General features: G+C 34.2%; 13 protein-coding genes and 1 pseudogene. All 14 read right to left on the bottom strand.

Annotation, left to right across the window (positions count from 1 at the left end):
- Positions 1–186: 186 nt before the first annotated feature.
- Complete coding sequence (gene cas2 / locus ACO5GE_RS01930) at positions 187–480, bottom strand: CRISPR-associated endonuclease Cas2 (RefSeq protein ID WP_484829240.1); 294 nt, start codon at positions 478–480, stop codon at positions 187–189.
- A gap of 3 nt (positions 481–483) precedes the next feature.
- Positions 484–1515: pseudogene (cas1c, locus tag ACO5GE_RS01925) on the bottom strand (type I-C CRISPR-associated endonuclease Cas1c).
- Complete coding sequence (gene cas4 / locus ACO5GE_RS01920; RefSeq protein ID WP_484829239.1) at positions 1512–2165, bottom strand: CRISPR-associated protein Cas4; 654 nt, start codon at positions 2163–2165, stop codon at positions 1512–1514. The pseudogene cas1c and the gene cas4 overlap by 4 nt, the downstream one beginning before the upstream one ends.
- Before the next feature lie 2 nt (positions 2166–2167).
- Entirely contained in the window at positions 2168–3010 is an 843-nt protein-coding gene (gene cas7c, locus ACO5GE_RS01915; protein WP_484829238.1) for a type I-C CRISPR-associated protein Cas7/Csd2, read from the bottom strand.
- A complete protein-coding gene (gene cas8c / locus ACO5GE_RS01910) occupies positions 3003–4925 on the bottom strand; it encodes a type I-C CRISPR-associated protein Cas8c/Csd1 (protein WP_484829237.1) in 1923 nt (640 codons plus the stop codon). Before cas8c ends, cas7c begins: the two co-directional genes overlap by 8 nt.
- Positions 4922–5665: a type I-C CRISPR-associated protein Cas5c gene (gene cas5c / locus ACO5GE_RS01905; protein WP_484829236.1), complete on the bottom strand. Its 744-nt coding sequence runs from the start codon at positions 5663–5665 to the stop codon at positions 4922–4924. The genes cas8c and cas5c overlap by 4 nt, the downstream gene beginning before the upstream one ends.
- Positions 5666–5872: 207 nt before the next feature.
- Positions 5873–7453, bottom strand: a complete 1581-nt coding sequence (locus ACO5GE_RS01900; protein ID WP_484829235.1) for a CRISPR-associated helicase/endonuclease Cas3 — start codon at positions 7451–7453, stop codon at positions 5873–5875.
- A 112-nt stretch (positions 7454–7565) separates the two neighbouring features.
- Entirely contained in the window at positions 7566–7781 is a 216-nt protein-coding gene (locus ACO5GE_RS01895) for a helix-turn-helix domain-containing protein (protein WP_484829234.1), read from the bottom strand.
- Between the two features lie 126 nt (positions 7782–7907).
- A complete protein-coding gene (locus ACO5GE_RS01890) occupies positions 7908–8657 on the bottom strand; it encodes a DNA adenine methylase (RefSeq protein ID WP_484829233.1) in 750 nt (249 codons plus the stop codon).
- A gap of 78 nt (positions 8658–8735) precedes the next feature.
- Positions 8736–9686 (bottom strand): DNA cytosine methyltransferase, encoded by a 951-nt coding sequence (locus tag ACO5GE_RS01885; RefSeq protein ID WP_484829232.1) that lies wholly within the window; start codon positions 9684–9686, stop codon positions 8736–8738.
- Positions 9687–9825: 139 nt separating this feature from the next.
- Positions 9826–10395: a M15 family metallopeptidase gene (locus ACO5GE_RS01880; RefSeq protein ID WP_484829231.1), complete on the bottom strand. Its 570-nt coding sequence runs from the start codon at positions 10393–10395 to the stop codon at positions 9826–9828.
- Positions 10396–10404: 9 nt separating this feature from the next.
- On the bottom strand, positions 10405–10731 hold the full coding sequence (locus tag ACO5GE_RS01875) for a phage holin, LLH family (protein ID WP_484829230.1): 327 nt from the start codon (positions 10729–10731) through the stop codon (positions 10405–10407).
- Positions 10728–10997: a hypothetical protein gene (locus tag ACO5GE_RS01870; RefSeq protein WP_484829229.1), complete on the bottom strand. Its 270-nt coding sequence runs from the start codon at positions 10995–10997 to the stop codon at positions 10728–10730. The genes ACO5GE_RS01875 and ACO5GE_RS01870 overlap by 4 nt, the downstream gene beginning before the upstream one ends.
- Positions 10998–11032: 35 nt before the next feature.
- Positions 11033–11650: a hypothetical protein gene (locus ACO5GE_RS01865; protein WP_484829228.1), complete on the bottom strand. Its 618-nt coding sequence runs from the start codon at positions 11648–11650 to the stop codon at positions 11033–11035.
- Positions 11651–11655: the final 5 nt, after the last annotated feature.

Below are 11655 nucleotides of genomic sequence, written 5' to 3'. Positions count from 1 at the left end.
GCGCCCCTGTGGGACGCGACCGCAATATATTGTATCTTTTATTACAGCTATATATTTTTAACAACAATTTTGATTCAATCAATAGTGAAAAAAAACTCTTTTTCTATTACTTTTTACTTGAATCCTATATCAAAAAATGTGTAACACAGGTTCTCTAAATAATCTTATTCATTACACTGATGCATTCTAAACAAACAGAACCCCGCTATCAGGATTATAGGATTCACTTTTCCCTAAGGTTTCTAACTTTCTTTCCCAATTTTTTCCCATATGATATATTCTTATATTATCTGAATCGGGATCAATCATTTTCTCAAGTTGATGTTTGATTTTGACCAATTGTGCCGGATCAACACTACACTCAAACACTGAATTCTGGACTCTTTGCCCATAATTCACACAAAGTTTTGCAACTTTTCTCAACCTTGTTCTTCCTTCTTGTGTAGAAGTTTCAACATCATAAGCAATAATCACTAACATTTGCTACTCCTTTATGATAAATGGCGGATATGACTCGAGATCACCTCTGATATATCTGTTTAACAACATGGATTGTACATGTGGCAATAACCCAATCTTCACTTTTTCTTTGAGGTACGGATGAACGATTTCTGTTTGCTTTCTCTTCTGCCAATATTCGATTATTTTTTTCCTGCCGGAGTCTTTGATTAACACTGCACCGCTCTCTTTTTTCTCAAAATCATTTTCTTTCACAATCTTTAAGTTAATCATCGTCAAAACTGTGCGATCGACCATAAAGCCTCTTAATTCTTCCATCATATCAAGTGCCATTGACATGCGTCCGGGTCTGTCCGTATGCATAAATCCTACGTAGCTGTCGATACCAACTGCTGAAAGGGCAGAACCGACATCATGTGCCAACAGAGTATATAACAAAGATAACATGGAATTTACATTGTCTTCAGGAGGTCTTTTACTTCTCTCATTAAAAGAAAAGTCTGACTTTTATTGTAAAATAAGCTCATCAAAACAATCAAAATATGTTTTTGCAATGATTCCCTCATAGCCTCTGATGGTATCTTTCTCGTCAGATTCTTTTATTTTTGCAAGACAGCCATCTATTTTTGCTATATTTTCTTCAAATTTTTTAGAATTTACCTTATCTTTGTGATCTAAAAGACATCTTCTCAAAATTCGTTTTGAGTTCAAACCTTTTGCATAAATAATATTTCGAACAAAGCCTACTGATTCTTCAGAATCTGCCATTCGATACTGCTGTCTTCGTAGCAAGACATTCCCGTTTTCTGTTCCGATGACTCTGCCACAAAACTGACCTTGTGGTGTTAAAAAGGAAATTCCTATATTATTTTCTGAACAGAGCCTCATCAAAGCCGGACTGACTCCAAGATAGCTGAAGCAGATAATGTCGTTCAAAATATGAATCGGGTACCTTCCAATCTGTACTCCATCTTCGCTAATCACAACATTTTGACCATCTTTTGATAAATAGGCTTGTTCTTTTGTTACATACAATGTATTCAGTAATTTTTTCATGTTTCATCCTCATATAAATAATGATCAACCGATGCCTTCCTTTTTGTAATCCTTGGCATACAAATATCATATAATGAACATAATTGACAATTTTTAAAAAATTCTGCCGGGGGAGTCTTTTGTTGATGATACAAACGATGCATATCCTTTGAAATTTCTATGACTTTGTTCCTAAGTTCATCTATAATTGAAACTTCAATTCGTTTATTCGTTTGGAAGTAATAGAGGTATGACTTATCTATCTTTATGTCCCATTTTTCTTCCAAACAAATAACTTGGGCACAAAGCTGGACGATGTCTCTTTCATCCGGTTTCTCTTTTCCTCGTTTATATTCAATAATCTCCGGAAACCATGTCCCCTTGTGGCGATTTAGCTTTATCCCATGATCAGATTTTTGAAATTCTATCACATCTATCACTCCACTAAACCCCAATGTTGTAGATGACACCGGAACCGCACGACTCATCAGAAAACCTCTTTGTTTTTCTTTTAAAAACGGCATATCCGCTTTTTCATGAAGATAGTTCCCTTCCATTGTGCTTTGATTCTCAGCCCACTGTTGCTCAATATGAATCAGCGCCCATTGTCGTTTACAAAAATAGTAATGCTGAATCCCACTTAACATGAGATAATCATCTTCATTATACATTTTTACAGCCCTTCTATCACTGTCAGTTTCAATCCCAGCTCTTCATATTCTTTCAATGCCTTTTCATCAATATGAATATGATAGTCTTCATAGCAACGATGTTCTTTGTCTTCTTTGTCCCATTTTAATAGAGATTTTATCTTTGCGCTGGACACATCCCCAACCTTGCAGGAATGTTCAAACCAAAAAATTTGTTTTACTTCTATAGAACCGTCGGGTCTTGCTGAAGATGCATCATTCACAAAAATTGTTTTTAACGCTGCTTTGAACTCCTCCAAATCCTTTTCATTGAATCCTGTTTTTTCAGCAAAATAGGAATTGACAGCTCCATGTACAACATAAGTCCCGAATTCAACAAAATGTTTCATCCCCATGGTATCGGATGATCTATCATTCGGATTTTTTTGTTCCATTCCATTCACACTTTTTGTAATTTGCATATCCTCAATAGTGATAGGCTCCAAAGACTTTGCGATTCCGATAGATATCGGCCCTCTGATACCGATGGAACGCTTATCATAAGTAATCACCTGCCCAAAGGCTCTCACATCAATCCATTTTTCATGAAATCCTTTTTCAACCTCTTCATCAGACATCGTTTTTTTAAAATGAGCTGCATATCTTTTTTCAAGAGAAGTGTATCCGTCTTCTGTTCTTTCTCTTGATTGAACAAATATCGCATTCCCGTTATCTTGAAGTCTATTTCTGATCTTTCTTTTCAAACATACATCCGATACTTCTCCCAATCCGTTTGAATCCATTCTCGGTCTGTTTCCTGACAAAGGATCTCCGTTGACATTTGCATTTTGTACCGTAAAAGTCATTATAAAATCTACCTTATTCATCATCATTCTCCTTCTTTGTATACAAATCTTTTTTCTGAGCATAGTATCCAAAAATAAAATCGTTATCTAACTGTGTATTAGTTCTATATTTTCTGTTTTCTTGTGTATCAAGAAGTTCAAAAATCTCACTTTTGGCTTTTTCTGTCTTGATGAGAACTCCAACTAAATAATCCGGTTTGTTCGAAGACAATATATAACTTGCACAGTATTTTGTAGCCAATTCCAATGTTTTCATCGTGGTATCCGGCTTGTTTACAAAAGAATTCCAATACCTTAATGCATTCGTCGCTCTAATCTTCGATTTTTTGCTTGAATCGTCTGATGAAGCGAGTGAACTGCGTTGTTGATCGCGCAAAACCGCCTCCTCCAATCCCTCATAAATAGCAAGAAGTCGTCCATACAGATACGATCTCGTTTGATAACTCTCTTCTCTCATTTCTTGATACTCCTTTCTTCCTTCGCTAAGGATTGCCAAACTTACCAATAACATAAATCTCCAGTTTTCACTGTATTTTTGCCTGTTTCTGATATTTTGAGCCAAGGCATTTTTGATATTGGACGGAACGCTTTTGCCTTCCACTAAAGCGGTCACCAAATTTTGAAATTGATCTTTCTCAAATTTTCCGTCATCTATTACCAATATTTTATTTCGTTCAATTCCATACGATGCCAAAAGAATATAATGTAAACTCGGTACATATTCAACATAAGTTTCTTTTGCTTGCTTCCACTGTTCCCAAATATATTTTTTCTGCCATGATTGAAGATTTTCAATCAACTGGGAGTTCGGCATTTCTTTATAGTATCTGATAGACATCCTACCGTTACTTGACTTATCTACAAGCATTATATAATACTGATCTTTCGGATTCAGCTTTTCTGTCCCTCTTATAAATGCTCTGCTAATCTCTTTGTTGGATTCTGAAACAGGATTTTTTCCTTCCTCTTCGATATCATCATCCATTTCACTGCCGGTCAAATCAAACGCCATGGTATTTTTGATATCTCCTGAAAACCAGTTCACCAAAAATAATGAATCTGCCAAATGGATATGACTATTTCGATTCTCCAACAAGAATTTCAGCATCAAATGAATCTTTTCTGAACTCTTTCTACCAACTCTGATAATATCACTGCCATTATGAAATCTTCCAAAATAGGTTTCTTTATTATTGCTGACCGAAATTACCTTAGCAGTCCCCATCAACCCTCTGTGTTTCTCTGTAATGGTCTCTTTCGTCCCGCTGATGTTACAAATACTAAGGTTTCCTTCTCGTTCATACCTATCATCAATATAGCTAACAAATTCTTCTTGCATTTCAGAAAAAGTATTTACTTTCAAATAGCTGCCGTTATGACACCTTACTTCAAAACATAAAAAAGTATCTTTGAAATCATACTCTGTTTTTTTATTCTTCTCCCCGGTATATTCTATCTTTCCTTTTTCCGATTCCTCAATATCTTTGAGTGGCAATTTGGATAATATCAGAGCATAGTTATTCTCATTCGACAAAAAGAGTTTAACAGCATTCAAAAATAATTTTACTTTCGGATGCTCAGCATAATCATAAAAATTGTCAAATTCTTTCCGATAAGCCTCAAATTTTTTCTTATCCGCAATTTTTGAAATACAATACTGCATTTTATCTTCAAGAGGATGAGGAGCAACACCGCTTGAACGTGCAACGGAATCTTCGGTGATTGGAAACAAATACACTTCACCGTCAACAGCAAACTCTGCATTTAATAATTGTCCTTCTTCATCCAACGTTACTTTCAAAACATTCTTTTTTTTCGCTGTGATGCTTTGATGATACAGCGGTAATAGAACAGCGTCATTGCCATTGTACTCTCCTACCAAACCTTCTTTTTCAGAGTATTCATAACATCTCAGTAAATTGGTCAAAACGCTCATATGGACTCACCGCCTTCCCCATACTCTTTCAATTCCTCGTCCACACTTACTACCTCTTTATGTGCTTTGATGGTATAAGAGGAAAGGATATTTGTAATTTCACATTCTTCCTGAGGTTTGATTTGAATGATTCCATCTCTCATGATTGTATGTGTAAAAAGTGATTTCAAAGGTTCTGTTTCATCATTTGAGTAGATGAAAGAGTGGAAGATATTGCCCAAATCAAAGTCGCTTCCGTAATAAAAGGTTTTTTCCGTCAGATACTCTTGTTCCGTAATCTGCTCGACATAACCGAGAAACTCTCTTGCACCTAAAAATACATCTCTCCTTCCTCCTTTTCTTAAACTTCGTTCTGTAATGGTCTCATGTTTTTTCATAATTCTGTCCCGGGAAAGATCCTGTCTATACACGTTCCATTCGAAGTGATATTGCACCAAATATTCTACATTTTCCAGAACCGTGACATAGTTCAAACCCGCAGATAAATCCCCATACAATGCTCTGTATCCCATACTGTGAAATCTTACCGGATTTACGACCTTGATTGCATCGACAACATTACGAATTGTCGGTTTAAAATAAACTGCATCACAGATTCCTTGAATTGCCTGTGCTGTCGGCACTTGATAACTGATTCTCTCACCACCGCCTTTTGTTGCAGGATCCGCCCATAAGGCATAGTCTCCTGTGATACGCATATAAAAATGTTTTGACTTTTCCATTTCCAACTTTTTTGACATGATGACCTCCTTTCTTATCTTCATTATAAATACATATTATTAAATGTCAAGTATAAAAATAATTTCATTATCTAATTTTTTCTTGTTATTTAATTTTTCTTTGATTTTATCATTATTTTTGTTATAATACTTTCTATCACAATAGGATTGTGTGGATTGAAATATTATAAATACTTATTTAGTAAAGATTGGGCGTAAGCCCAATTTTTATATGATAAGGAAATCAATTTCTTCACTTGCTCCGAATCTTTCATTGTAGTGATCATTTTGTAATACCTTGATGGATCCGTTAAGATAGCTGTCCACAAATTCATTCAACTTGTTGCTCTGATAAATGTTGATAGAGTAGGGTTGCAATTTTCTGATGAGCTGTTTTATTTTCAACCAATCTTGTGAAGAAATCACCCTCTGTTCCGCAATCCTTAACAAATCATTCAAATCCTCAATCCCATCTTCATAAAAAACAAAAACACCCTCCGTATCATCTGAAATGAGCTGAAATTTATCGGCTACCTCTCTTAGTCGTCCCCTCAAAGACCCCGTTTCATTTTTGATATCACTCTTTACAATTCCTCCACCCTTGATGAACAAATCGAATAGGGAAGATTCATCATTTTTCAGACGATATTCCATTCTGTTGCTACTATCCGCCTCATTGGAATAATAACTTGTGTAAAAATCTTTAACCAAACTGTCCAACTGTATTTCTCCATGTCTTTGTGCAAGAATCTGTTCCGTAATTTTCTTTTTATCGGCAATTCCAAGAATTCTTTTGGTATGTTCAATACCTTCATCCGGATTGAACAAGATGACTTCTCCTCCATTTGGTAATGTTCCCTCTCTGTTACACCGACCTGCAACCTGAACAATCGAATCTAAACCAGCATAGGATCTCATAACAAGTTCAAAATCAACATCTACCCCTGCCTCTATCAACTGTGTACTGACACAGATTATTTTGTCACCCAGTGAGAGCCGTTCTTTTATTTCTGATATGATGTTCTTCCGATGTGCCGGACATAGGTTTGTAGTAAGGTAGTATACATCGCTCTCAGGTATGTTCAAAGCATCTATACTCCGAACAATGCTACCGGCGGCAGCTTTTGTATTTACTACAATCAAGATTGATTTGTCTCTGTTTTCAAACACAAATTGTGAAACTTCTTCAACGGAAGTATGACTGTTCTCCAAACTGTCAACAGCTCTATCCTTAAACTTCTTCACCGAATACCTGTCAAAGCATTTTCTATCTTCTTGTGATAATAGAATCAAATCGGCGTTTTTGTTTTCTTCGCTTAAGCTGCCGTATTGGAGTTTATGTCTGATACTCTTGTCATCATAAATCGGTTGTGTTGCCGTACAAAGTACCACGGTACAATTCATTACATTTCTCAAAAAATTCATTGTTAAATTAAAAAAATACATTACTTCAATCGGTAGTGACTGAACTTCATCAATGACGATGACACTGTTGATAAGGGATGAAAACCTCCTTAAGTTTGCAGACTTTCCCTTGAACAGTGTATTAAAAAATTGAACCATTGACGTTAAAACAACCGGACTATCCCATGAATCAACGATAAAAGACCTCTGAACATATTCTATATCCTCTTTCTCATCTAAACTTCCTTTCCTGTACTTATCCGCTCCATGGAACAAATCTACATTGGAATGGTGTTCCAACACCCCATCTTCCCCTATCATCGCTTTGATTTCTCCGGCATTTTGTTCCAGATGTAGCTTGACACGCAAAATGAAAAAAATTGACACACAAAGTGAAAAACACAAATCCTACCCCTTTTTAGGATAAAATTTGTGTTTTTTTTGCTTTTATTCTATATGTTTTCGACTTTTTTAAACGTTTTTAAAACAGTTTTTAAAAAGTGTTAAAATTTACTATTTAAATTCTTTTTTTATCTGGAACATACTCTAAGATGTCCTCTACTTTTACATTTAAGACTTTACAAATATCGTTCAGATGATCCAAATTGATTCTGTCAATTAACTCATGATAGATTTCATGAATTGTAGCAGGACGAATCCCAGTTTTGTCTGCAAGTTCTTTCTGTGTGATTCTCTTTTCTCCCAGTATCTTTGATAAATGAATTTTAATCATTGTTATTTTTCTCCTATTTCAGTATATTTATTACTATATAGGTATTATATTAACACTTTATTCAAAATATGGATTTGTTTGTAATTTTATTACTAAATATGTAATTTTTATTGTAAAAAAATAATGCTAATAGTTTTTTATAATAATCTCTTTATATCTTCGGTTCTCATCATATCGACTCGTTAAATTATTATTTCTTTCTATTTCGATGATTGAAAAACCCTTATATAGCTCTCGAATATAACTATCATCATTGTATGATAAAATAAACCTGCCTTCGATATTGCAGAGAAGTTTATTTAAATGTTGATGGTGTTTTATATCAAAATCAGAACTATAATACTTTTCCGCTCCATAGTAAGGTGGATCTAAATAAAACAAAGTGTCTTTAGAATCATATTTATCTAATATTCCTTCATAGCTTTTGTTTTCAATAACTACATAACTTAGTCTTTTTTGCACAGAAGAGAGATATTCCTTTAGATTCTCGACATTTTTTCTAACAGCTCCATAATGTGTTCCTTTCGATCCATAACTCGTTTTTATCAAAATAAAATATCTTGCGGCTCTTTGAATGTCTGTCAGTCCTTTACTTTGCAACTGACTCATATACTCTTCGAATAGAGCCCTCGAATTTAACATAAAATTAAGCTCTCTTTGTAGCTCTTCCGCATGATATTTAACACATTTAAACAAATTTACAAGGTCGCTATTAAAATCATTATACACTTCCTGAGCTTTTCTTTCTTGATAAAATAAGACCCATCCCGCACCACCAAATACCTCTACATACTTTTTGTAATTTGACGGAAATTCTTGAGTAATTGTTTTTCTCAATAATTTTTTCCCGCCTATCCAACTTAAAAAACTATCCATTTTAATTCTCCTTTCAATATTTTTAATCATGTTTTAATAGTGTTTGAATAGTTTTTTATTTTTTTATTTTTTTCTTTTTTATAGTTTCTCTACTCTTTCAATTTCTTTTACAATTTCCATTAAAATATTTACAACAATACTGTTTCCAAATAACTTGTATAGAATAGATGATTTTAAATGCTCTTTTCTTGGTTTGAAAATTTTATATAACAGAGCGTAATCTCTATTAGAAAAACCCATTAATCTACAGCATTCTTTTTCCGTCAAATATCTATATTTACCATCTGATACTCTTACAAAACCCGCATTAGGAATCGTCACCTGATTTGTAAGTATCGTGTAGCAAAAATCATCTATAATTCTTGCCCGTCCTTTAAAAGAAGATGTACTCGTTCCGTTTATTTTAGATAAAATAGATTTTTGTGATACAATATATTTTTCATGAACACAAGTTTCTAAAAACTTCCTTATACTTGGAGGTTTAAATTTACAGAGATTCTCAAAGGAAAAATCTTTTTTATAAAGGCAACTGATGACAAATATTCGCTCTCTTTTTTGAGGGATACCGAAATCATAGGCATTTAGCACCTTATATTTACTATAATATCCAAGGCTTTCCATTTCTGATAGATATATATCAAATGTATTTTTAAAATTCTTGTCTAACACCGCTTTGACATTCTCCCAAATAACCCATGTTGGTTTGATATTACTTTCCTCTAAAATCCTAATCGTTTCGAATAACAAACTGCTCCTTGTACCACTTCCCCTTTTCCCACCAGCGCGGTTACCGGCACGACTAAAGTCTTGACAGGGACTTCCATGCATTAAAATATCAATCTTTTTACCTTTTGGTAAATTATAATGCTCTACTCTACAAGGTTTAAAAGATTGATTGTACAACACATTATATGCAGCAACTGCATTTTTATCCGATTCGACATAATCTACAATTTCATGATTAATATTTAGTCTGTGTAAAGCATTTGTAAATGCACCGATTCCTCCAAATAATTCAATTACTTTCAACAAAAAATCACACCTTCCTATTTTCATATCTGTGATTTTCTTGTTTTTCTTTTTTTGTTTTTGTTATTGTTATGGTCATTGCTGTATAGTAAAGTAGCTTTATTGTTAAGCTGCTTTACTATATAGCCTTGAATTACTTTTATAATTTTTCAATTACCACTTCTTGGTCCGTCCCGGAAATCTTATGTCCAAATTTCCAAAAGTCCTGTAACTGCATATATCTATGACCGCTGTCATTGATACATTCTACTTCTACTGTCTTCCCTGCAAAAGTAACTTTTACTTTCTCTTTCATATAAATTCCTCCAGTTTTTTTTGATGGTTCTTTTATACTTTTTCCTGTGTCAAGCTGTATATGCGGCATATCTTGCTTGTCCCAGTAGTAACCTGCCGTGAAGCCTAATTTTATAGCGATATCTGCACACTTTTTAAAAAAAGTACTATCATCAAACTCGTGTCCTTTGACATTTTTACAGATGTCAAACGCTCTTCGCGAGCTATGTTTGCTCTTTTTTGTCCAGGTAACCTTTTTACCTGGTCTTGTGCGCCCTTGCTCGTACAAATAATCCTGTCTTTCTTGACTTCGATAAGTTTCGGTTACAAGTACATTCAAACCATTCCTTTTACACTCATCTAAGAAGAGGATTGCTCCCTTTTTGACTTCGGGTAATAGCTCATCTAAATTCCTACATGCTTTCGTAACATCCATTTTTATCACCTACTCTAATAAATTCCAACCATTTTTGTTGTACTCTGCAACAACCATATCTATCAATATTGATAACTGCTCCTCTGATAACCTAACTCCGTTCTTTTCCAGCCACTCAATCACATACAGCTTTTTAAGCTCTCCCGCACCTTTAGACTTGTATACTTCTTCTGCAATTTTTGTAACCTGCTTAATCCAAAAAAGTGCATTTTCTCGCTGTTCTTTTGTGGTAGAGGATTGGATGTACTTTTTCGCATGTGGTACTACCCAGATAGACATAACTAATAATAATACTTTTAATACCATTGTAATTAACTCAAAATATTCTTTTTTCATTCTTCATTTTTCCTTTCTATTTTCTTTTTCTTAATCGTTGCCATACTCCATAATTCGCCTGTAATCATTGCAAATACAGAGCCGATTAATACACTCGGTTCATTTCCTGTTTTCCAAAATAAAACCAAAATCACGACAACAAAAAGAACTGTAAACAACAATAATCTTCTAATCCATTTTTTAGAAAAATCCTCTTCTTTTTTCTGTTGTTTTGCTCTATGTTTTTCTAATAATTCTTGTTCTTCTTCTGTTAGTTTTTCTGCCATATCATCACCTCTCTAATCCCTAAATCACTCTCCTGCTATTTTAACTTCCATGTTTTTGGGGATGATTCAGGGTTCTGCCCTGATTGTCTTACTAAAGATTCATAAACCTTACCATAATACATAACCAAAGCGCCCTGATTGTAGGTTATGTCATTGGAGTAAAAAGGCACATCCTTAGGATGTTCAACTTTTTTCCCTTTTGGGTTGATTTCCTCCCAAAATTCATCCCCTAATTGTGGTAAAGATTCATAGTTTGATTTGTGCTTTTTCTTACAGCGATACAATTTACCTAAATGTTTAACTAAACTACCGACTACATATTCTTCGTCTTGTCTGTAATTGTCAAACAGATATATTTTCTTCTGCAACTCTTCGTCCGTCATACTCGACAAATCCAGACCTTTTCGCACCTGTTCTTTCAGTGCTTCTAAAGTCAGTTCTTCTTCTGATTTTGGGATTTCTACATAATTGAATTTGTAACTTTTAGATTCTTTGTCATACACAAGTTCTTGTGTGTAGCCTGCTTTTTCAGATAATGGCACTAACTCTATGAGTTCGTGTTTGATGTTTTCGCTTTCATCTGGCAACATATGTGTAGAAACGATTTCTTTCACATCTGCTCCGGATTGCATCGTAGTTACTAATATTTTCATAGTTT

The organism is Filifactor sp. (genome assembly GCF_057248345.1).
Note: the sequence above shows the minus strand (reverse complement) of the source record. Positions and strands in the feature narration are given on the sequence as shown.

What these genes read in the sequence shown, in the direction of transcription:
- cas7c (WP_484829238.1), bottom strand. Translation starts at nt 3,010, where the DNA reads ATGAATAAGGTAGATTTTATAATGACTTTTACGGTACAAAATGCAAAT.
- cas5c (WP_484829236.1), bottom strand. Translation starts at nt 5,665, where the DNA reads ATGTCAAAAAAGTTGGAAATGGAAAAGTCAAAACATTTTTATATGCGT.
- cas4 (WP_484829239.1), bottom strand. Translation starts at nt 2,165, where the DNA reads ATGTATAATGAAGATGATTATCTCATGTTAAGTGGGATTCAGCATTAC.
- ACO5GE_RS01865 (WP_484829228.1), bottom strand. Translation starts at nt 11,650, where the DNA reads ATGAAAATATTAGTAACTACGATGCAATCCGGAGCAGATGTGAAAGAA.
- ACO5GE_RS01870 (WP_484829229.1), bottom strand. Translation starts at nt 10,997, where the DNA reads ATGGCAGAAAAACTAACAGAAGAAGAACAAGAATTATTAGAAAAACAT.
- ACO5GE_RS01895 (WP_484829234.1), bottom strand. Translation starts at nt 7,781, where the DNA reads ATGATTAAAATTCATTTATCAAAGATACTGGGAGAAAAGAGAATCACA.
- cas2 (WP_484829240.1), bottom strand. Translation starts at nt 480, where the DNA reads ATGTTAGTGATTATTGCTTATGATGTTGAAACTTCTACACAAGAAGGA.
- ACO5GE_RS01890 (WP_484829233.1), bottom strand. Translation starts at nt 8,657, where the DNA reads ATGGATAGTTTTTTAAGTTGGATAGGCGGGAAAAAATTATTGAGAAAA.
- ACO5GE_RS01875 (WP_484829230.1), bottom strand. Translation starts at nt 10,731, where the DNA reads ATGAAAAAAGAATATTTTGAGTTAATTACAATGGTATTAAAAGTATTA.
- cas8c (WP_484829237.1), bottom strand. Translation starts at nt 4,925, where the DNA reads ATGAGCGTTTTGACCAATTTACTGAGATGTTATGAATACTCTGAAAAA.
- ACO5GE_RS01880 (WP_484829231.1), bottom strand. Translation starts at nt 10,395, where the DNA reads ATGGATGTTACGAAAGCATGTAGGAATTTAGATGAGCTATTACCCGAA.